17 protein-coding genes are annotated in these 21289 nt (G+C 45.6%); 10 read left to right on the top strand and 7 right to left on the bottom strand.

All coding sequences use genetic code 11. The annotated features are described in order from the left end of the window. Positions 1-127: 127 nt before the first annotated feature. The 4 genes from ACOIT5_RS11945 (at position 128) to atpC (ending at position 5344) form a co-directional block, all read left to right on the top strand. The gene (locus ACOIT5_RS11945; RefSeq protein WP_423126391.1) at positions 128-2464 is read left to right on the top strand and encodes an efflux RND transporter permease subunit; all 2337 of its coding nucleotides are present in this window, start codon (positions 128-130) and stop codon (positions 2462-2464) included. Further along, positions 2461-3447 carry a polyprenyl synthetase family protein gene (locus ACOIT5_RS11940; RefSeq protein ID WP_423126390.1) on the top strand — a complete coding sequence of 329 codons (987 nt, stop codon included), beginning with the start codon at positions 2461-2463 and terminating at the stop codon, positions 3445-3447. Before ACOIT5_RS11945 ends, ACOIT5_RS11940 begins: the two co-directional genes overlap by 4 nt. 118 nt (positions 3448-3565) lie before the next feature. Beyond that, positions 3566-5077 (top strand): F0F1 ATP synthase subunit beta, encoded by a 1512-nt coding sequence (gene atpD / locus ACOIT5_RS11935; protein WP_423126389.1) that lies wholly within the window; start codon positions 3566-3568, stop codon positions 5075-5077. A gap of 24 nt (positions 5078-5101) precedes the next feature. Beyond that, entirely contained in the window at positions 5102-5344 is a 243-nt protein-coding gene (gene atpC / locus ACOIT5_RS11930) for an ATP synthase F1 subunit epsilon (RefSeq protein WP_423126388.1), read from the top strand. A gap of 85 nt (positions 5345-5429) precedes the next feature. Here the strand turns inward: atpC and ACOIT5_RS11925 are convergent, their stop codons facing one another. Both ACOIT5_RS11925 and ACOIT5_RS11920 read right to left on the bottom strand, forming a co-directional pair. Beyond that, positions 5430-6611 carry a MalY/PatB family protein gene (locus ACOIT5_RS11925; RefSeq protein WP_423126387.1) on the bottom strand — a complete coding sequence of 394 codons (1182 nt, stop codon included), beginning with the start codon at positions 6609-6611 and terminating at the stop codon, positions 5430-5432. Between the two features lie 27 nt (positions 6612-6638). Next, positions 6639-7328 carry a 2-phosphosulfolactate phosphatase gene (locus ACOIT5_RS11920; RefSeq protein WP_423126386.1) on the bottom strand — a complete coding sequence of 230 codons (690 nt, stop codon included), beginning with the start codon at positions 7326-7328 and terminating at the stop codon, positions 6639-6641. Between the two features lie 240 nt (positions 7329-7568). Here ACOIT5_RS11920 and ACOIT5_RS11915 point away from each other — a divergent pair, with 240 nt between their 5' ends. Continuing rightward, on the top strand, positions 7569-8159 hold the full coding sequence (locus ACOIT5_RS11915) for a hypothetical protein (RefSeq protein WP_423126385.1): 591 nt from the start codon (positions 7569-7571) through the stop codon (positions 8157-8159). A gap of 132 nt (positions 8160-8291) precedes the next feature. After that, the gene (locus ACOIT5_RS11910) at positions 8292-8813 is read left to right on the top strand and encodes a YhcH/YjgK/YiaL family protein (RefSeq protein ID WP_423126384.1); all 522 of its coding nucleotides are present in this window, start codon (positions 8292-8294) and stop codon (positions 8811-8813) included. 102 nt (positions 8814-8915) lie between these two features. On the opposite strand, the gene tpx is transcribed toward ACOIT5_RS11910, so the two are convergent. The 5 genes from tpx to ACOIT5_RS11885 all read right to left on the bottom strand — a co-directional run bounded on the left by tpx (position 8916) and on the right by ACOIT5_RS11885 (position 16622). Then, complete coding sequence (gene tpx / locus ACOIT5_RS11905) at positions 8916-9428, bottom strand: thiol peroxidase (RefSeq protein ID WP_423126383.1); 513 nt, start codon at positions 9426-9428, stop codon at positions 8916-8918. A gap of 329 nt (positions 9429-9757) precedes the next feature. Next, a complete protein-coding gene (locus ACOIT5_RS11900) occupies positions 9758-11305 on the bottom strand; it encodes a RagB/SusD family nutrient uptake outer membrane protein (protein ID WP_423126382.1) in 1548 nt (515 codons plus the stop codon). 23 nt (positions 11306-11328) lie between these two features. Further along, complete coding sequence (locus ACOIT5_RS11895) at positions 11329-14499, bottom strand: TonB-dependent receptor (protein ID WP_423126381.1); 3171 nt, start codon at positions 14497-14499, stop codon at positions 11329-11331. Between the two features lie 236 nt (positions 14500-14735). Beyond that, entirely contained in the window at positions 14736-15932 is a 1197-nt protein-coding gene (locus tag ACOIT5_RS11890; RefSeq protein ID WP_423126380.1) for a FecR family protein, read from the bottom strand. Positions 15933-15998: 66 nt separating this feature from the next. Then, entirely contained in the window at positions 15999-16622 is a 624-nt protein-coding gene (locus ACOIT5_RS11885) for an RNA polymerase sigma factor (RefSeq protein WP_423126379.1), read from the bottom strand. Between the two features lie 235 nt (positions 16623-16857). Between ACOIT5_RS11885 and ACOIT5_RS11880 the strand changes: the two genes are divergently transcribed. The 4 genes from ACOIT5_RS11880 (at position 16858) to ACOIT5_RS11865 (ending at position 21240) form a co-directional block, all read left to right on the top strand. Beyond that, a complete protein-coding gene (locus ACOIT5_RS11880; protein ID WP_423126378.1) occupies positions 16858-17697 on the top strand; it encodes a UDP-2,3-diacylglucosamine diphosphatase in 840 nt (279 codons plus the stop codon). A 16-nt stretch (positions 17698-17713) separates the two neighbouring features. Beyond that, positions 17714-18712 carry a glycosyltransferase family protein gene (locus ACOIT5_RS11875; RefSeq protein ID WP_423126377.1) on the top strand — a complete coding sequence of 333 codons (999 nt, stop codon included), beginning with the start codon at positions 17714-17716 and terminating at the stop codon, positions 18710-18712. 286 nt (positions 18713-18998) lie between these two features. Beyond that, positions 18999-19973: a helix-turn-helix domain-containing protein gene (locus tag ACOIT5_RS11870; RefSeq protein WP_423126376.1), complete on the top strand. Its 975-nt coding sequence runs from the start codon at positions 18999-19001 to the stop codon at positions 19971-19973. 91 nt (positions 19974-20064) lie between these two features. Further along, a complete protein-coding gene (locus ACOIT5_RS11865) occupies positions 20065-21240 on the top strand; it encodes an acyltransferase family protein (RefSeq protein WP_423126375.1) in 1176 nt (391 codons plus the stop codon). Positions 21241-21289 lie beyond the last annotated feature (49 nt).

The raw sequence follows: 21289 nt of genomic DNA, 5'->3' as shown, positions 1-21289 counted from the left end.
CCCGATATAAATAACTATTTTCGCCCTATATTTTTTGAAGACTATTACTATGTGGGTTCGGCTCTCAAGAATTATTCTCAGAAACAGAATTTTCTTACTCGTTTTTTTAGGCATTGTCACTGTTTTTATGGCTTATCAGGCCCAAAAACTGGAGATGTCGTATGAATATGCACAATTACTTCCGAAAAAGGACAGCGCCAATATCGATTATCAGAATTTCAAAAAAATATTTGGGGAAGAAGGCAACCTGATCGTTGTGGGGATTGAAAATCCCGATTTTTTTAAACTATCGTATTTTAACCAATGGTGCGAGTTAAATGACGATTTAAAAAGAATTGACGGGGTTGAAGATATCCTTTCGGCGTCAGGCGCTTTTACGCTGAAAAAAAACACCGAAGAGCGGAAATTTGAACTGGACCCGATTTTCCCCGAAAACATCGACTCGCAGGAAAAACTCGACAGCCTGGCAAAAACATTTCATTCGTTGCCTTTTTACCGCGGCCTGTTGTATAATCCTGAGGCCCATGTTTATATGCTGGCCGTTACGGTCAACAAAGATAAAATGGCGTCGAAAGCCCGCGAAAAGTTGGTTTTGGCTATTAAAGACCGCTGCGACCGGTATTCTGAAGAATCAGCCCTGAAAGTCCATTACTCCGGTCTGCCCTACATTCGGGTAATCAATTCAATCCATATAAAAAAGGAAATCTTTTTGTTCAGCGCATTGGCCATGGCCTTGTGTATTATTACCCTGTTCCTCTTCTTCCGGTCGTTTAAAGCGGTTCTGATCCCCATGCTGATTGTTTCGACCGGCGTTGTATGGGCGATGGGCACCATGTCCTTGTTAGGCTTCAAAATTACCCTGCTCACCGGCATGATCCCTTCATTATTGATTGTGATTGGTATTCCCAACAGCATTTACATGCTGAATAAATATCATCACGAGTTCCGGGCCCACGGGAATAAAATCAAGTCGCTGCAACGGGTGATCATTAAAATCGGGAATGCCACCTTCCTGACCAACCTGACTACCGCTTCGGGCTTTGCCACCTTTGTGATTACCAACAGCGAAATTCTGCGGCAATTTGGTCTGGTTGCCGCCTTAAATATCATGACCCTTTTCCTGCTTTCCCTGGCGATGATCCCTACGATCTTCAGCTTTTTCAATCCACCGCAGGCCAGGCATATTCAGCATCTCGAAAACAAAAATATTCGCAGCATCATCGACAAACTGGTCGACATCACTTATCACCATATCAAGTGGGTGTATATTTCGGCATTTTTCATTCTGCTGCTTGGCATTTACGGTATTTCGCTGATTAAAAGTTCCGGCTACATGGTTGACGACATTCCCGAAAGCGACGTAATTTACAAAGACCTGAAATTTTTCGAAAAACACATCGACGGGATTATGCCGCTGGAAATTATCGTGGATACTAAAAAGCCAAACGGCGCCATGAACCTGAGCACCTTCAACCTGATTGACAAACTGGAAAAACACCTGACAAATTACGAAGAACTTTCCTCGTCCCTGTCGCTGCTGAATATTCTGAAATTCTCAAAACAGGCTTTTTATAACGGGAAGGAACGTTATTATACCTTGCCGAGTAATCAGGAAAAGAATTTCATTCTGGCGTATGCCAATAATGCGACACAAAACTCACAAAACAGTATTGGCGCACTGCACTCGTTCCTCGACAGCACACAACAAATAACACGCGTGTCTATCCGGATGAAAGATGTGGGAACCAAACGAATGGAAGAATTATACCACGAATTTAAACAGGAAGTGGATTCTATTTTCCCGGCCGACAAATACAAGGTTACGGTTACCGGCTCGAGCATTACCTTCTTTAAAGGCACCAAATACCTGGTTAAAAACCTGTTTTCGAGCCTTGCTTTGGCTATTTTCCTGATTTCATCCTTTATGGCCCTCATGTTTTACTCGTGGCGGATGGTGGTTATGTCGCTGATTCCCAATATACTCCCGTTGATTTTTACCGCGGCGATCATGGGATTCACGGGCATTCCCATCAAGGCATCCACCATCCTGGTATTCAGTATCGCCTTTGGAATATCGGTTGACAATACCATTCACTTCCTGGCCAAATACCGGCAGGAGCTGAATGTAACGGGTTGGGACATTCATCGTTCGGTAAAACGGGCCTTGCGCGAAACCGGAGTGAGTATGTTATATACCTTCGTGGTGCTATTTTTTGGTTTTGGCGTGTACAGTATCTCCAAATTCGGAGGAACTGCCGCTCTTGGCGTACTGGTTTCGCTGACTCTGCTGGTTGCCATCACCTCCAACCTAATCCTGCTGCCCAGTTTGCTGATCGGTTTGGAAAGGCTCACCACCACCCGGTCGTTCCGCGAACCGTTGCTGTCCATTTATAATGAGGAGGAAGATATAGAACTGGACGACCTGGAAATACAGGAACTTCCGATGACTAAAGAACAGGAATGATGCATACCGCAAAATCATTACAGGAACTTATTGTTTTAAAACTGGAAGAAGAAGCCAGGGTAATCGGCTCAACGGTTCCTGTTAATCTGTACGGCCCCATCGAATATACGCTGAACATGGGTGGAAAAAGGCTCCGCCCGGTGATGCTGTTAATGGCTTGCGAGCTTTTTGGAGGACAACCCGATGACGCCATGAATGCAGCCCTTGCCGTGGAAATCTTCCACAACTTTACGCTGCTGCACGACGACATGATGGACCAGGCCGAGCTGCGCCGAAACCAACCGGCCGTTCATAAAAAGTTCAACGAAAATATCGCAATTCTTTCTGGCGATGCCATGTCGATTCTGGCATATCATTACCTGCTAAAAACCGAAACACCGGCCTACAAAGAGCTAATCCAACTGTTTTCGAAAACAGCCATCGAAGTCTGTGAAGGACAGCAATATGACATGGATTTCGAGGAAAGACCGGACGTTAGCATCGATGATTACCTGAAAATGATCCGGCTGAAAACCGCTGTACTCATAGGCTGTAGCTTTAAAATGGGGGCGCTTATCGGCCAGGCAGGCCCCGAAGACGCCGATCGCCTGTACGCTTTCGGGATCAACCTGGGACTGGCTTTTCAGTTGCAGGACGATCTGCTGGATGTATATGCCGATCAGGAAAAATTTGGCAAAAAAATCGGTGGCGACATTGTGGCCAATAAAAAAACCTTTTTACTGCTGAAAACACTTGAACTGGCCACAGGCAGTCAACGGACTGAATTGTTATTCCGTATCGGACAAACCGGGTTTGATCCCACCGAGAAGATTGAGGCTGTCAGGAAAATTTACACCGAATCTGGCGTGCGTCAGATCAGCGAGTCGGTGATGGATGATTTCTACCAAAAGGCATTGACGGAACTGAAGGCTGTTCAGGTAGAAGAATCGCGAAAAGAAGCTTTACTTTTACTGGCAAAAACAATCATGAAACGTGAACATTAATCATGCGTGTTCGTTTATTGTGATCGGTAAAAATTTAATACCCATTATTCAGAAAAGAAATTTGTTCAATTAAACCGGTTTTTGTAATTTCCGGCTCCACTCGAATAAACTATTAAAAATGAATCAAAATATTGGTAGAGTAGTACAGGTGATTGGTCCTGTAGTCGATATCTGCTTCGATCGTGAAGGAAGCGAACTCCCTCAGATTTATGATGCCCTCGAAATTGTCCGTGAAGGAATACCCAATCTGGTTGTAGAATGCCAGCAGCATATTGGTGAAAATACAGTGCGGGCAATCTCGATGGATTCAACTGATGGAATCAGAAGAGGTCTGGATGTGATTGCCACCGGCAAACCAATCACCATGCCCAAAGGAGAAATTGCCCTCGGACGTTTGCTCAATGTCACCGGCGACGCGGTTGATGGGCTGGAGCAGTTGCCCAAAGACGGACTGCACATCCACAACAAACCTCCCAAATACGAAGATTTAACTACCGAAACCGAAGTATTATTCACCGGGATCAAGGTAATCGATCTGATTGAACCTTATGCCAAAGGTGGAAAAATCGGCTTGTTTGGCGGCGCAGGCGTAGGTAAAACCGTATTGATCCAGGAGTTGATCAACAACATTGCACTGGCTCACAGCGGACTTTCAGTATTTGCAGGCGTAGGCGAGCGTACCCGTGAAGGAAACGACTTGCTTCGGGAAATGATTGAAGCAGACATTGTTAATTATGGTGAGGAGTTTAAAAAATCAATGGAAGCCGGCAGTTGGGACCTTTCAAAAGTAAACCCCGAATCCATGAAAAAATCGAAGCTGGCCCTGGTGTTCGGGCAGATGAACGAACCTCCCGGCGCACGCGCACGCGTGGCTTTGTCGGGCCTCACGATCGCCGAAAGTTTACGCGACGGGGACGGAACTCCCGGCTCAGGCCGCGACATCTTATTTTTTGTCGACAACGTGTTCCGCTTCACCCAGGCGGGCTCCGAGGTGTCGGCCCTTTTAGGCAGGATGCCCTCGGCCGTAGGTTACCAACCCACCCTGGCCACCGAAATGGGGATTATGCAGGAACGGATCACGTCAACAAAAAACGGATCAATCACTTCGGTCCAGGCTGTTTATGTGCCTGCCGACGACTTAACCGACCCGGCCCCTGCAACAACCTTCGCCCACCTGGACGCCACCACGGTGTTGAGCCGTAAAATCTCCGAGTTGGGTATTTACCCGGCTGTTGACCCGCTGGATTCCACCTCGCGCATTCTGACGGCTGATATTGTTGGTGAAGAACATTACAACTGCGCCCAGCGCGTAAAAGAAATCCTGCAACGCTACAAAGAACTTCAGGATATTATTGCGATCCTGGGTATGGATGAGCTTTCGGAAGAAGACAAGCTGGTGGTTCACCGCGCACGCCGCGTACAGCGGTTCCTGTCGCAACCCTTCTTCGTGGCCGAACAGTTTACGGGGCTCGAAGGCAAGTTGGTTTCGATTGAAGATACCATTAAAGGCTTTAACATGATCATGGACGGCGAAGTAGATCAATATCCTGAATCGGCGTTCAACCTGGTAGGCACCATTGAAGAAGCCATTGCCAAGGGCGAGAAAATGTTAGCCGAGTCTGTTGCCTGATCATTTGACTGAAAAAACCGCGCTATGTATCTTGAAATTATAACACCGGTAAAAAAGGTCTTTTCGGGGGAAGTGAAGCTGGTTCAACTCCCCGGAACGAAAGGTTCTTTTGAAATTTTGACCAACCATGCCCCGATTATCTCGACCCTGGAAAAAGGACGAATTAAAATTGTGGATCAGGGCGACCAGGTTTCCTTTATTGAAATCGCGGGAGGGGTGGTCGAATCAAAAAGCAATAAAATCAGTATTCTGGCAGAATCTGTCTGATGCTCAATAAAATTCAGAAGTTGCCCGGGAAGAATCAAAATCATCATTTTTCCCGGGCAAACTTTTATATACCGATCCCCGCGGGTTACTCCGACGCCGGGCCCCCGATTTTTGCAATCCGGTTCAACGCCTCGTTGAGCGTAGCGCGCGTGCATCCCAGGTTAATGCGCATATAGCCCGAACCTTGTTTGCCAAACTGAACGCCCCGGTTCAATCCGACACCTGCGTCCAGCAATTTTTCATTGAGCTCCTCATCGGTTAGCCCAAGAGCCGAAAAATCGAGCCAGGCCAGATAAGTGGCTTCGGCTTTCATCACCCTAACCTGTGGCAAGTTCCTACTCAACCAATCTTCGAGAAAGTCAAAATTAGCCTGTATGTATCCGACCAGCTGATCAACCCAGCCTGAACCATGCGTATAGGCCGCTTCGAGGGCAATGGTTCCGAAAATATTTCCCATATGCAGATGCGGAATTTTCAGGGTTCGCTCATATCGTGCAAAATGCCGTTTATTCGGAATGATCAGGAACGAAGTCGTCAATCCGGCCAGGTTAAATGTTTTGCTTGGCGCCATGCAAACCACGCAGTTTTGTGCAATCTCATCCGAAAGCGTTGGAAGCGGAATATGTTTATGCCCGTTAAAAACCAGGTCGGAATGGATTTCATCAGAAATAATCAGGATTTTATTTTCCAGACACAACGTGGCCAGGGCAGTCAGCTCTTCTTTTGTCCAAACCATCCCACCCGGATTTTGCGGGTTACACAGCAGCAGGAGTTTTGTTTTTGAAGTGATTTTACTTCGCAGGTCATCGAGATCGAATGTATAACGGCCGTTTACCAGCTTCAGCGGGTTCTCGAGCATCTGCCGACCGGTTGATTTAACCGAATCAAAAAAAGGAAAATAAACCGGCGGCTGAACCACAACTTCATCTCCCGGTTTCGAAAATGTTTCGATTGCCAGCGTTAAACCGGCAACAACACCCGGGCTGAATGAGATCCATTCCTTTTCAACCGGCCAGTTGTGGCGTTCTTTCATCCAGCCGATAATCGACTGAAAATACGAATCCGGACGAAATGTGTAACCCAATATTTCGTGCTCAAGCCGTTTTTTGATGGCATTCAGAATAAAGTCGGGGGTTTTAAAATCCATGTCGGCCACCCAAAGCGGCAGCACATCTTCTTTTCCGAAGAAAAACTTCCGGGCGTCGTATTTGATGCAATTGGTCCCTTCCCGGTTTATCTGTTCATCAAAATTATATGTTCTCACCATGTGTATTTATCATTACAGGAAATGTGCTTAAAGATCGATTTTTTTCAGATAATTACGTCCGTTTTCCTGTTCAACTTTCAATACAAAATTGAACCGGTTTAAACTCAGGCACAGTTCAAAGTCGGCCGATGGCGCCCATTCCTGCTTTTCCGGGGCAAAAAAGCGGGCTCCCGACCCGGTGCGAAGTTTTTCGACCATCGCCTCAAAATCAACCGGTTGTTTCTCCAGCCTGGCTTTAATATATTCGGCCAGAAAGGTGTCTTCATCGGTAGGATACGAACAGGCATAACCCATACAAACCAGCGAAAGCTTTTCAGGTTTCCGTTGTTCAATGTACTGAATAATTGCTCCGGCATTAACAAAACTACCGGTGATCAGTTCATCCGCACCGGTTGCATTGGCAATTCCCTGTGTACCCGAACTGGTGGTATGCACCATCGTTTTCCCTGAAAGATTACCGGCGAGTAACTGCGAGGGCGAATTACCGAAATCAAAGCCTTCAGGCTTTTTCTCGTTACGTTCTCCCACCAGCATATAATCCGGATTCTTCGCTTTAAGACGGTATGCCTGATCGATATCACTTACCGGATAAATTTTCGTCACCCCGCTGTTGTAAGCATAACAGGCTACTGAGAATGCCCTGAATACATCAATGATCACCGTTAATCCGCTGGCCTTCCTTGCTCCCTCCAGCAATTGTAAGATTTCTGTTTGCATCTGTTTGATCTAAATTTAATATTTTATCTTATTGATTGGCACAATATTTGATAAAAAGCGATTCATTTTCAAAATCCCTTTAAATATAAGGGAAAACAACGCCTATTCACGTATAGATTATGTCGATATGTTGGACAACATAAACTTAACTTACACTTAACGTATGTTTTACGACATATGTTGTAAAACATGGTACATTTGTATTGTAATGAATGTCGAACTTTTTAAAAGTTTAAAACTATGAAAACGATCAGAACTTTAACAATGATGTTTGCTTTAATAGTTATTGCAAACATGGCCATGGCCACCGGGAACCTTCGGGTTGACATCCTTCCTTTAACAGCAGACCGTGCTGTAGTCGCTATTTCGAACAATGCCGAAAGCAAATTTCAGATCAGCATTGAAAATTCATCGGGCGAAATGATCTATTACAAGGAAACCGAAGGGAATGCAGCGGAATACCGCAAAATCTATGACTTTTCCAAACTGGAAAAAGGCGATTACCGTCTGACGGTAAGCATTGACGGCGCCGTAAGCGAACGTGCATTCAGCATCGAAAGTAAAAACATCAACGTCGGTAAAATGAAAAATGTGGTCGAACCGTTTTTCTCGTTCAAAGATGATATTTTACGTGTCGCTTACCTGAACTATCCGGGTGAAAACATGAACCTGCTTATTTACGAAGGCAGCAACCTGATTTACAACAAAGCATTGGAAAATACTTTTTCTGTAAATGAAGGTTTAAACCTCTCTAAATTGAAAAACGGAAATTACCAGGTGGTTTTAGCCACAGGAAACGACGTTTTCGATTATACGGTAGAAGTTAAGTAATTCTTACTTCTACTGGTTTTCCAATGCGGTTATCCAAAAGAAGCCGCATTTTTTGTGCGTTAAATTCTCCCTTACCAACCTGAAATATCATTACTTTTGCTTTCATTCAAAAAAAGATTAAAATTTGTGACGATGAGTACAGCAAAAGAATGGTTAAACAGCGGTTCGTGGACGGAAGGGGCCCCTGTCAGATTTCACGAGTCAGTTGATGTCGATCAGTTTTATAAACAATATCATGCCCGCCCGGACTTATGGAAAGCCGTGTTTGCCTTTATGAAACAGGAGCTTTCGGCCCTTGCCCCCGGGAAATATCCGCTGGTTGGGAACGAAGCCTTCGCGATGGTTTCCGAATACCAGACCAAGTTGCCCGAACAGGCCAAATGGGAGGCTCATAAAAAATACACCGACCTGCAGTTTATGATCTCCGGGGAAGAAAAAATGGGGATTTTACCTTTACAAAAAGCGGCTGGCGCCCTGGAATACAACGAAGAAAAAGATCTGATCTTCTTTACCGAAAATGAAGGTGATTATCACACCGCAACCACCGACTCGTTTTTTCTGTTTTTCCCTTCAGATGTTCATCGTCCTTCGATCATGACTGAAGAACCGAAACCCGTGAAAAAACTGGTAGTCAAAATTGCCGTAGCCGGATAAACAGGAAAGAGGCTGTTTTGAATACAAGTTATTCGGCAGACGATGTGCTACCTTACACTCTCTCCAAAACAGCCTCTTCAATCAAAACACTAAATCCCCCTACTACAATAAACCTTTCACCACCTGTATGGCAGCCTCGTAATTCGGCTCACTGCTCACTTCGGGAACATATTCCACATATTTTACAATTCCGTCTTTGTCAATAATCACAGTGCCGCGGGCCAGCAAACGCAACTCCTTGATCAGAAAACCATACTTGGTCCCAAAATCCACATCACGGTGATCAGATAAGGTGACGACCTTGTCGAGCCCTTCAGCGGCACAAAAACGGCTTTGGGCAAAGGGCAGGTCACAGGAAATGGACAGGATTACCGCATCTCCCAAATTGGAAGCTTCGGCATTGAACCTGCGGTTCTGGGCCTGGCAAACGCCGGTATCAATCGACGGGTACACGGCAATAACCCTCACTTTGCCCTCGTAATCGGACAGTTTTACAGGTTGCAAACCTGAACCAAGCACGACAAAATCAGGCGCTTTGTCGCCCACTTTTATTTGTTCACCCAACAGGGTTAAGGGGTTTCCCTTGGAGGTAACTTTCCCGGTTGTTTCTTTCATCTTTTTCGTTTTTTTGATTTTCGTTTATTACAACAACCAGAAGAGGTTTCGGTTTAAAAGAACAGCGAACGATTCTTCAAAACAGAGAAACACGGTGCGGAACATCCATGAGTGAGACAGAGATCGCTAAACAAGTTCGGGAAGACTTCGCTAAAAGAGGGAATACATTTGCGGTAAAAGCGAAACCGCTGTCGTATGCGGACAGCGGCCATTATTCGCAATTGCTCAAAACCCTGCTGGTCCTGAGGTTTTGTTGAAGTCAGGTTAAAAAAAGCCAGTTGCTTCGCGTGGCAGCATCTGGCATTCTGTTATGGGTTAATCGGTTTCGCTTATTCGTAACCCGGGTTTTGAGTCAAGTTTTCGTTGACATCAACGGCTGATGTCGGCAAAGGGAAAATCGTTTTCTGTGCATGGGTTGCCGGTTTTTCCTGGTAAGCCTCGGTGAATTTACCAAAACGAATCAGGTCCTGGCGGCGCAGGCCCTCCCAATACAATTCAAACCCGCGTTCCTTCAGAATATCATCCAGCGTAACCGAAGTCAGCGCGGGCAACGTTTTGCCGGGCGCACTGCGTTTTGAACGGATAAAATTAACATCGGCCAAAGCCCCGGCCGGGTCATTATTCCTCAATTTTGCTTCGGCACGAATCAGGTAAATATCGGAAATCCGCATAATAGGCACATCGTTAGGCGACGAGAACTGGCGTTCGGTAGCCGGATTCGGAGCAAACTTGACGACACGGATTCCGGCGTTCTCAGGCGAACTGGCCAGGTTGATTTCAGGCACGAAAATCAGCGGAGAACCATTGCGCTGCGACAAGGCTGTTCCATCCAGTCCATATTGCTGGCCGTGCAGAAAGCCCTGATTGAAACCGGTTTGCCCTTTTATGCGGGCATCATAAAAACGGGCATCGTTTACCATATCCCAGGTCTCAAAGAATGTTTTAGTCGTTGACGGTCCGTTCCAGGTGCTGGTAATGTTTCCAAAAACCTGGGAGTAATGCAGGGTAAAGTTCACCCATACGCTGCCACTGCCCATATCCACACTGTCGTCCATCGGTACACGCAGGATAAATTCAGCGTGTTCGGCCACATCTTTCTGGAACATGGTCCAGTAGTCGTCGGTCACCGTGTAAACGCCCGAATTGATCAACTGATCGCAATAGGTAATGGCATCGGCCCATTTGGCCTCTCCTGTATAAACTTCGTAATTAAGGTAAATTTTTGCCAGCAGGGCCTGGGCGGCGCCAACAGTTACGCGTTCGGAACCCACCTCAGCCTTGGTTTTCAGGTTTGGCAACACCGCTTTCACTTCTTCAATAATGAAATCAGCAGCAGCTTTCCGGTCCATCACCATCGGCGAAATCTTAAAATCGAGTTCGTCGGGTTCGCGAAAGGGAACCTGCCCAAAAAGGTCATTAACCAAATACATATAGTACGCACGCAGGAAGCGGGCTTCGGTGATGTATTGTTCTGTTTTGGCCGATTGGGGGAATTGACCGATATAATAAATGGCCAGGTTGCATCGCGCCATCCCCTGGCTTAATGCATTCCATACATTTTTCATACGAATATGATCAGCGGTCCAGGTATGCAGATGAAGCTCCATCCAGGCGCCGTTATCGTACCAGTCGGTACCACGTGTCGGAACAATCACTTCATCGGTCGTCACTTCCTGTAATCCCCAGTAATCGTACCATTCAATGGTGCGGCGCAGGCTTCCGTACGGCGGATTGATGAGGGCTTCGATGTTTTCCGGGTTACTGATCAGGTCGGCACCCAGTTGTTCGTCCAGTACAGTTTCTTCCAGGTCGGTACAACCAACAGTGGCCAACAAGCCCAGTAGGGTAAAGAATAAAATAAATTTATATGGTTTCATCTTTTTTCGGATTTAGGTTCATGTTAAAATTGAAGGTTTACGCCAAAGGTAAATGTCCGCGGCTTCGGATAGGCCGTATAATCGATACCCATCGAAGGCACGCCGTTTTCGTCGGCAGCCACATTCACTTCCGGGTCGTAGCCCGAGTAGTCGGTAAACAACAACAAGTTGTTTCCGGTCACGTAAATACGGGCGCTGTTCAACCATCGAACAGATTGCGTATCGAAGGTATATCCCAGGGTAACGTTAGCCAGGCGCAGGAATGAACCGTCTTCGATAAACCGGGAAGAGAACGCATTGGAATTCTCCGGGCTTTCATTTGATTCGAGCACCGATTTAAGCACGTTGTTCCCCTTGTCCAGCGGGCCTTTCAGAAACAAGGCATTGGCTGTATTGTTATACACTTTATTTCCCTGCGATCCATACCAGAACATACTGACATCGAATCGTTTGTATGTTAATTTCGAACTCAGGCTGTAAGTATAATCAGGCAAAGCAGAACCTAAGGCCTCTTTGACCTCAATCCCGTCGGCATCTTTTTTATAGATGCTCATCCCGTTGCTGTCGAATCCTTCCCAAACTTTGCCATAAAAGGTGCCTACCGGTTCACCATTGGTGATTACCTGAACGCGGGTATCCGAAAGCCCTTGCCCGCTGGCATTTCCTGTTTCTATAAATTTTACGGGCAGGTCTTTCACTTCATTTTTGATGTAAGCGATATTGAAGCCGAGGTCCCAGCTCAGGTCGTTTTGATCAATCAGCAAACCATTCAGCCCCAATTCGATCCCGTTGTTTACAATTTTCAGGTCAGGAACGTTCAGCCATTGGGTTTGAGTTGGAGACGGGGCTTTGGATGGTATTTCCAACAAAACATCTTTGGTTTTTTTATTGAACAGGTCGATGGTCCCGGATAACCGGTTTTCGAAGAAGCCGAAGTCGATACCGATGTTTGTCTGAATGGTGGTTTCCCATTGAATATCGGCATTCGGCGTCCGAATATAGGTAATCCCCGGCGAAAGCGTACCGTTAAAATATCCGTTGGCATCGGGTTGAGTACCAACCGACAATAATGAAATCTTATCCGGAATTTCCTGGTTCCCGGTTAAGCCCCAGCCCAAACGGAATTTCAGATTGCTTAGATTGCCCGATCCTTTCAGAAATTCTTCTTCGGAAACCCTCCAGGCAAATGCAGCAGAAGGGAAAAAACCATATTTATTGTTTTCCCCAAATTTAGATGAACCGTCAAAACGCCCGGTGAAGGTAAACAGGTATTTATCTCTGAAACTGTAATTAACCCGGCCGAAGAAAGATTGCAGTTCGCGTTCGTAAGCCGATGAGTTGACGTTGGCCGACGAGAAATTACCATACTGAAGGTTATCGGTATATTTGACATCGTCCACCTCAAAACCGGTTACATTCACTTCGGTAGTACTTACCTTGAAGAACTGGTAGGCATGACCGGCCAGGAAGTTGAATGAATGATCCGTGCCAAAGTCTTTCAGGTAAGTCATGTAATTCTCGATCAGGCGGTTATTGGCCGTAATGCCGTTGATATCTGCCTCACCCTTGTTCGACAGGTAAGTCAGTTGTTTATCCTGATTGACCCGGCGCTCGGCCACGGTACGGTCGAACCCCACATTCAGCTTGTATTTCAGGTTTTTAATGATGTCGAACTCTGCCGACATGTTCGAGATGATCCGGTCGGTTTGGGTTTCATCGTCCACCAACCTGAGCATGGCTACCGGGTTACGCTGGTCAGTGGCATGTTGGTAATACGTTCCGTCGGAATTATACACCGGATAGGTCGGGTTCGATTTCAAGGCAGTCAGAATCAGGTCGCCTTCGTAGCCCGACCCGCTTTGTTCGGTAATCGGAGCGCGGAAATCGGTGGTATGCGAGGCGATCAAGCTTCCGGTCAGGTTTAGTTTCCCGTCAAAGGCTTTTTGAGTCACATTAATTTTTCCGTTCAGTTTTTCCTGTCCGGTAGTTTTCACAATTCCTTCCTGATCGAGGTAGCCCAGTGAGGCATGGAAAGTAAAGTTTTCGGTTCCACCGCCATACGACAGGTTGTGGCTTTGCGTAATCCCGGTGGTGTAAATCTCGTCCTGCCAATCAACGCTGGCTCCCAGATCAAGCAATTTAGAACCGTCGGCTTTGGTATACGAACGGAATTCGGCAGCTGTAAGCATATCCAGTTTTTCGCGTATCTGAGCTACGCCTGTATAACCGTCATAAGTGATGGTGCCTTTGCCTTGTTTTCCTTTTTTGGTGGTAATAATAACCACCCCGTTAGCGCCACGCGCCCCGTAAATCGCGGTTGATGAAGCGTCTTTCAGGATATCGATCGATTCGATATCCTCCGGATTAAGAAAGCTGATCGGATTTTTTACGGCCCCGCTGCCATAACCCGCTGCACCACCTCCTGTTGGGGTAATATCGGCATTGTCGAGCGGAATACCGTCAACCACATACAAGGGTTCCTGCCCGGAACGGATGGAGTTGGAACCGCGGATTCGGACGGACATGCCGGTACCCGGCTCCCCGCTGTTTTGGGTGATGTTGACGCCTGAAATCCGGCCCTGCATCATCTCGATCGGCGAAGTAGCCACCGCCTTGTTCATATTTTCCCCGGTCAGACGGCTGGTTGCGCCGGTCAGGTCGCTCTTGCGCTGAACACCGTAGCCCACGGCAACCACTTCTTCCAGTTCCAGGACGTCTTCGCGCATCTGCACCTGAAACGTTTTTTGGGTACCGATAGTGATTTCTTCCGTTTGAAAACCGACAAAAGAGAATTGCAGGCTTCTGGCGTCGGAAGGGACATTCAGCGTAAATTCGCCGTTAAAATTGGTAATGGTGCCGATGGTGGTCCCCATCACCAGTACGGTAACGCCCGGCAAAGGCTGGCCGCCCACGTCGACCACGCGCCCCTGCAACTGGTTGACCGGTTGCTGCCCGGTTGCCGGCCGTTTCAGTTCCTCGCGCTGGGTAATAACAATCTGCCGGTCTTTAATTTCATAGCTTAGAGGCGTTCCGGCGAAAAGTTGATCCAAAACTTTCCCGACCGGAGAATTTTTCACATTAATGGTAACAACTTCTGTAACATCCAGAATATCATCCGAATAAACGATGATAAACTCGCTGTTCTGTTCAATTTCATTAAAAACCTGCTTAATCGTAGCCTTACTCAGACTCATTGAGAATTTCGTGTTTTGCGAATAACTACCCCCTACGGCGGTGAAAACACTGACCAAAAGTAGCATTACTGATAACCTCATGACAAGGAACATTTTTTTAAACCTCTCATTTGAAAGAAAGGTTCGCACATGAAACATTTTTTTCATACATTTAAAACGTTTAGTTTAACGACTAATAAAAACCCATGGTTTGAACCGGTAAGCGCCGCTACGCTTACCGGTTTTTTTATCCATTTCTATTTTCTGACAATTACAAAATCCCCGTTGCTTTTTTTGGTCCAGTCGACCGGCACTGTCAGTTTAATGATATTCAGCACCTCTTCGGGGCTTCCTTTCAGATCAAGCTTCCCGGAGATGAGATACCCTCCCGCCAGAGGGTCTTTCATCTCGATCCGGATATTGTAATAACGTTCTACTTTTTTAATGACCCGCACCAGGTCTTCTTTCTCGGCCTTCAACATGCCATCCTTCCAGGCCGTGTACATACTGACATCGACCGTCCTGACAGAAATTTCACCTTCGTCTTTACTTAAGCTGAATTTTTCGTTGGGCTTCAGGATGAACTCATTCCGTTGGTCATGAAAGTTTTTGGCTTTTATTTCAAGGGCCACGCTGCCTTCTTCCAGTATCGCCTCGGTGAAGTTATCTTCGGGGTAAGCCGATACATCAAAGCGGGTACCCAGCACTTTAACATTCATCTCGGCCGTGCGGACAATAAACGGTTTATCCTCCATCCTGGCTACATCAAAATAAGCCTCTCCAATCAAAATCACTTCCCGTTTTTTTCGCAGGAAGGTGGACGGATAAATCAGCTGACTCCCGGCGTTCAGCCAAACCACCGTTCCGTCCGAAAGATGGATCATCGATTTTTTACCGTAAGGAATAATCACCTTGTTCATCACTTCGCGCCCAGGCGTCTGGCTCTGGCGAATGGTATCATTGTTCACAATCAGTTGATTGCCGGCGCTGTTGTACGTAATTTCAGACTCTTTCTTTTCGAGTGAAATTTCAGAACCGTCGGACAGGATGATTTTTGCCTCGTTGCTGCTTGTCTCGGGAACCGAAACCAGGTCGAAATGAGTCTGCGGCCTGTTTTCGTAGATGTGATAGCTGATGGCGCCCGACAGGAATACCAGCAACAGCACGGCAGCGTATTTCAATGCAGTTCCCCATTTTAAGCGTACCGGGCCGCGGAACGACTTCAGGATGTTATTCCAGATATCATAGGTTTCATCCAGGCTCATTTTCTCCTGTTCGTGCTGAAACATACTGAAAATAAACCGGGCCTCATCCACTGCCTGTTTTTTATCGGGATAGTGTTCCAGGAAATCTTTCCAGTATTTTTCCTGTTCTTCGGAAGGATTGAGCAACCAGCTGATAAAATCAGCATCAGCTAAAAAGTCTTCGCTCGTATATTTTTTGTACTTCTCCATAATCATCAGAATCTGCCGGTAAAAGGCACGAAACTGATTTCTGTTGATAGTTTTTGAACGATTTTTTTACTGCTGTAAAGCATTTTTCTTTGCCTGACCGAAGATGCAGAGCATAAATTGATTGAAATAATTGGATTTTTCGGCCAAAATTTTCCTCAATTTACTGATACCCCTGTGAATGAGGGCGCGCGCCGATTGATAGTTCAGGTTAAGAATAACCGCAATTTCCCGGTAATCCATTCCTCGTGTAAAACGAAGATAAATGGCTTCTTTTTGCCTGGCGCTCAATGAATCGACAGCTGCAATCAGTTTTTGTTTCTGCGAATCGGTCAGTTCATATTCAACGTGGTCAAAGCTCTGGAAAAAAGCAATTTCGAAGCGATTACCTTCCTGATCAAGCTGTTTATATTTTTGATTTCGCTGTAATTCGCGAATCAGTTTCCGTTTTAGCGCCTTGAACAGGTAAAGCTGAATATTATCCGTCGGGGAAAGTGATTTGCGGTTTCGGATGATCGTGCAGAAGATATCCTGAATGCAATCTTTCACCAAATCACGATCAGAAGAAATTTTGCACCCATAGTCGTATAAGGCATTCACATATCGCAGATAGATCAAGGACAAAACCTGGTTATTTCCAGCCAGGAATTTTGTCCAAAGCTCATGGTCGTTTCCTTCGAAATGTTGAGGCATATCATCTTCGTTGATTAAGCACACGAAATTAGCACAAGTTCGTATATCAGTAATACAATAAACAGATGCTGTTAAACAAGTATAAACAGAAGTCACGCTTTACCCTGTGTTTAAGTTGTTTAAAAATAATTTACAAACCGACGCCTTTTTACTGCCATTTGATATGCTTTTATTGACCTTGCCGTAACTGCTGCTTAACAGTGATTTACAACCTTCGCTGCAAACAATACGGAATATGAAAACAAGACAGCCGGAAATAGCCGTCATCTCCGACCTGCACCTGGCAACCCGTGCCAGCAAAGCAAAAAAAGTACTGAAATACCTCAAGTCGATCAATCCGGGGATGTTGGTTTTAAATGGCGATATTATTGATTCATGGCGGTTTAGCCGCAAATACTTTCCCAAATCGCACCTGAAGGTAATCCGGCAATTTATCCGGATGCTCGAAAAAGGCGTACATGTGATTTACATTACCGGTAATCACGACGAATTTCTGAGGAAGTTCAACCAGACCCAAATGGGTAACCTAAAAATCGTCAACCAGCTGATCCTCGAAATTGACGGAAAGAAAACCTGGATTTTTCACGGCGACATTTTCGATCATATCATTCACCGGGCAAAATGGCTGGCAAAATTTGGCGCGGCCATCTACGGGCTTTTATCGGTCGTCAACCACGGGCTGAACCAGCTGCTAAGTCCTTTCGGTTTGAAAGAATTCATCCTATATAAAAGCATCAAGGATAAGTTGGTGAAAGACCGGTTTCAGGTATCGCCTTTTGAACGGGTGGTGAGCAAAACAGCCTCCGCGCAAGGATATAAAACAGTCATCTGCGGGCACACCCATCAACCGCGCGACAAACAAATCATCAATGAACACGGGGCCGTGCATTACCTGAATTGCGGAGATTGGGTAGAACATTTCACCGCTGCGGAATACCAAAACGGGAAATGGAACCTTTTCCAATACAAAGATGACCATGACGATGAAATAATGACCGACGAGCCGGACATCCCGAACGAAAAACAGCTTTACCAATCGCTCTTCCGTGAACTTGCCATGGCCAATATCCTGTAAAAAACACATCCCACTTATGAACAACCGCAATTTACGAATCCTGTATGCCATCCAGGGAACCGGCAACGGACATTTAGCACGGGCAACCGAGATTGTTCCCTTATTAAAACAACTAGCCCGCACCGATGTGTTGGTCAGCGGCATTCAGGGCGACATCAAACTTCCCTTTCCGGTAGATTACCGGCTTTACGGGATGAGTTTTATTTTTGGCAGGAAAGGAGGGGTCAGCCTGCTGAAAACGCTTTACCGCTTACGGCCCTTACGCCTGATCAGGGACCTGGCCAAACTGCCGGTTAAGCAGTACGACCTGGTATTATGCGACTTCGAGCCGGTTTCGGCCTGGGCATGCCGGTTAAAAAGAAAGCCGTGCATTGGTGTCAGTCATCAGAATGCCGTGCTCCACGCCAAAGCCCCTCTGCCTGACAAAAAAAACAGCTTGGGCCACTTTATTCTGAAAAACTATGCGCCGGTTTCTTTCAAATACGGGTTCCATTTTACAGCGCTCGATGCCGACAACTACAGTCCGGTCATCCGGCCGGCCATCCGAAAAGCCGTGCCTGAAAACAAAGGGCATTACACGGTATATCTGCCGGCATACAGCAATAAGGAGATTGAACACATCCTGTCGGCCTTCCCGGATACCCGTTGGGAAGTTTTTTCGAAACACAGTCCCGAAACCTACCAACAAAAAAACATTTCTTTCCATCCCGTTTCGCTTGAAGGGTTCAGCAAATCATTTATAAACTGTGCCGGCATTTTATGCACCGCTGGCTTTGAAACACCGGCAGAGGCCATTTATATGGGGAAAAAACTGTGCGTTGTTCCTATGAAAAATCAGTACGAACAAGCCTGCAATGCCGCTTTCCTGAAAAGTATGGAAATTACGGTGTTAACCGATCTGCGTACCGGTCAAAATCAAATCGGCCGGTGGCTGAAAGAAGAGGACGCTTTGCAAATCGATTTTCCTGATGATACGGCTGAGATCTTGAAAAAGATCATTTCCGACAGAATTTGAAAAGGGAAAGACGACTTCAAACACACAAAACCTAATTTTTGCAGGAAAATACTATTTTTGATATGGTTTATTTGTCGCAAATATGGAGGAGCTTGATCTGCGGTTTAACATTTTTGCCTTGCTTATTTTGCTGGGTGTTTTTCAAGGTTTTTTTATCAGCTATTTTTTGCTAAAAAAAGAGAACCGGCGACAGCCGAGAAATATTTTTCTTGGATTGTTTGTCGTATCACTCTCCCTTCTTATTCTCGAAATCCTGCTCAATTACACTGGTCTGATTACAAAAGTCATGTTTCTTGACAATTTTTCCGAGCCGCTGAACTTTGTGATCGGGCCATTGATGTTTTTATACATCAACACCGCTCTTTATCCAGAAAAACCGGCTAACATCGGGCCGCATTTTATCGTATTTGGCATTTATCTCATCTATTGTGTTTTATATTACATTCAGCCCGACGAATTTAAGTTCGACTCATATTTATCATGTTATTATCCCGAGCTGTTTGATAAACTGTTTGATGGTCATTATCGATCGATTTTCAATCCGGATCCCTTGCAATTAAGAGTTCATATTTACGAACTTACGCTATTTCATTTCCTTATTTATCAGCTGATGGCCGGGAGAATCCTGATTCGGGAGCATAAAAAGCAGGCACTTCCTTTTTTCAGTTTAAAACGAACTGCGCTTTCGCATTATCGTGATTCTTTTTTTCATTTCATTGTTATTACCGGCATTATTATCTGGGTAAAGATCGAATTTGGCCGGGACATTGGCGACTATTTTATTGCCAGCTATGCCTCTTTCCTGTTGTATGCCTTTAGTTTCTTAATTGTGAGTCGGTCGAGTTTTTTTGAAGAAAGCCATCGAAACGATTTGCCTAAATACCAAAAATCGAGTCTGGATGAGTTGCAAAAGGAGGAAATCCTGCAAAAGCTGACTGACCTGATGACCCGCGAAAAATATTTCTCCGGCAACCTGGCCTCATTGTCTGACCTGTCCGGAAAAATTGGAGAAACGTCTCACCGGGTTTCTCAGGTCATTAACGAAAAAACCGGTATGAATTTTTTCAACTGGCTGGCTCAATACCGCATAAAAGAAGCCATGAAATTGCTGTCGGGAAAGGATGCCATGAAATACAAGATTGAAGAAATTGCCGAAATGGTCGGCTATAACTCCAAAGCAACCTTCAATAAAGCATTTAAAAATATAACCGGATTAACGCCTTCCGATTTTCGGGAAAAACAATCCTCTTCGCCTGTATGAGACGATCGGGCAGAAGTATCACCTGATCGGCGCATCCCTGTTTTTCCCTGCCAATTGTGTTGATTTGCTGAGAATTCTAAAAACAATAGCGATGAACGAACGGCAAATCTATATCGACTGGATCAGAATCTTTTTAATCTTCAGCGTTTTTCTTTTTCACATTGGAATGATATTTAACGGGTGGAGCTGGCATGTGAAAAACGATGCACAATTTGCTCTGCTGAATCGGCCAATGGCCTTTTTACATGCCTGGCGTATGCCATTGCTTTTTCTGGTTTCGGGGGCAGGTACCCGCTTTGCCTTAGGCTTCCGAAGCACGAAACAATTTATTTCGGAACGTAAAAAACGCCTTCTGATCCCGTTTGCCGCAGGAATTTTTATTCTTGTCCCGGTACAGGTTTATATCGAAAAGCTTGATCAGTATGCCTCACTGCTTGATTTTTATATGCACTTTTTTGACGGGATTTATCCGGAAGGAAATTTTAGCTGGCACCATCTGTGGTTCATTATTTATTTGTTTTTCATTTCACTGATGTTTGTTCCCTTTATCGCGTTCTACCGTTCATCGTATTACCGCCTTTTCGAAAACCGGCTCGAGCGTTTGGCAAAACGAAAAGCAGGTTTACTGGTGCTTGCCTTGCCCCTACTGATCTCCCAGCTCATTCTTCGCCCCTGGTTCCCGGAAGAAACACATGCTCTGTTTAACGACTGGGCATTTCTCTGCCTTGATTTTATCTACTTTCTATACGGGTTTATTCTATTGGGCAACCCCGAGTTGGTAAAAGCCATTGCTAAACATCGCCGGGTTAACCTTGGAGTTACCCTTATTACAACCGGGGCTATGTACTCGCTGCCCGACATATTTCAAAGCGTTTCGGTCGGACATTCGGTCTACACTTTATTATCCATTTTGATGAGTTGGACAATCTCCCTGACAATTCTGGGTTATGCAAAAAAATACCTGAATACCGACATGCCAATCCGAAAGCCGCTCAACGCGGCTATTTACCCGTTTTATCTGTTACACCAGCCCGTGATCATTGTTGTTGCCTATTTCGTTACTGGCTCCGGGCTCTCTGTTTCTTTAAAAGCCGCGTTGATTACAGGAATCAGCCTGATTATTATTTCCGCTGTTTATCAGTTTTTCATTTTCAGGAATAATATCCTGCGGGTCATCTTTGGGATGAAAAGGAAAGAAAAATCACAGCCAACGAGGGTAAACAACCTACCATATCAAAAAACAACGAAGCAATCTGCCAGTTGGTAACCGAACAGATTACTTCGTTTCTCAGGTAACAGCGAACAAGCCCGAAAGT

The sequence above is a fragment of the Gaoshiqia hydrogeniformans genome, from assembly GCF_049347105.1.
Taxonomy (GTDB): domain Bacteria; phylum Bacteroidota; class Bacteroidia; order Bacteroidales; family Prolixibacteraceae; genus Gaoshiqia; species Gaoshiqia hydrogeniformans.
This window is presented reverse-complemented; position numbering and strand designations above follow the sequence as displayed.

Excerpts from the sequence above, each read along its gene's own strand:
- ACOIT5_RS11945 (WP_423126391.1), top strand. The coding sequence starts at position 128 with ATGGCTTATCAGGCCCAAAAACTGGAGATGTCGTATGAATATGCACAA.
- ACOIT5_RS11940 (WP_423126390.1), top strand. The coding sequence starts at position 2,461 with ATGATGCATACCGCAAAATCATTACAGGAACTTATTGTTTTAAAACTG.
- atpD (WP_423126389.1), top strand. The coding sequence starts at position 3,566 with ATGAATCAAAATATTGGTAGAGTAGTACAGGTGATTGGTCCTGTAGTC.
- atpC (WP_423126388.1), top strand. The coding sequence starts at position 5,102 with ATGTATCTTGAAATTATAACACCGGTAAAAAAGGTCTTTTCGGGGGAA.
- ACOIT5_RS11925 (WP_423126387.1), bottom strand. The coding sequence starts at position 6,611 with ATGGTGAGAACATATAATTTTGATGAACAGATAAACCGGGAAGGGACC.
- ACOIT5_RS11920 (WP_423126386.1), bottom strand. The coding sequence starts at position 7,328 with ATGCAAACAGAAATCTTACAATTGCTGGAGGGAGCAAGGAAGGCCAGC.
- ACOIT5_RS11915 (WP_423126385.1), top strand. The coding sequence starts at position 7,569 with ATGAAAACGATCAGAACTTTAACAATGATGTTTGCTTTAATAGTTATT.
- ACOIT5_RS11910 (WP_423126384.1), top strand. The coding sequence starts at position 8,292 with ATGAGTACAGCAAAAGAATGGTTAAACAGCGGTTCGTGGACGGAAGGG.
- tpx (WP_423126383.1), bottom strand. The coding sequence starts at position 9,428 with ATGAAAGAAACAACCGGGAAAGTTACCTCCAAGGGAAACCCCTTAACC.
- ACOIT5_RS11900 (WP_423126382.1), bottom strand. The coding sequence starts at position 11,305 with ATGAAACCATATAAATTTATTTTATTCTTTACCCTACTGGGCTTGTTG.
- ACOIT5_RS11895 (WP_423126381.1), bottom strand. The coding sequence starts at position 14,499 with ATGAGTCTGAGTAAGGCTACGATTAAGCAGGTTTTTAATGAAATTGAA.
- ACOIT5_RS11890 (WP_423126380.1), bottom strand. The coding sequence starts at position 15,932 with ATGGAGAAGTACAAAAAATATACGAGCGAAGACTTTTTAGCTGATGCT.
- ACOIT5_RS11885 (WP_423126379.1), bottom strand. The coding sequence starts at position 16,622 with ATGCCTCAACATTTCGAAGGAAACGACCATGAGCTTTGGACAAAATTC.
- ACOIT5_RS11880 (WP_423126378.1), top strand. The coding sequence starts at position 16,858 with ATGAAAACAAGACAGCCGGAAATAGCCGTCATCTCCGACCTGCACCTG.
- ACOIT5_RS11875 (WP_423126377.1), top strand. The coding sequence starts at position 17,714 with ATGAACAACCGCAATTTACGAATCCTGTATGCCATCCAGGGAACCGGC.
- ACOIT5_RS11870 (WP_423126376.1), top strand. The coding sequence starts at position 18,999 with ATGTTTCTTGACAATTTTTCCGAGCCGCTGAACTTTGTGATCGGGCCA.
- ACOIT5_RS11865 (WP_423126375.1), top strand. The coding sequence starts at position 20,065 with ATGAACGAACGGCAAATCTATATCGACTGGATCAGAATCTTTTTAATC.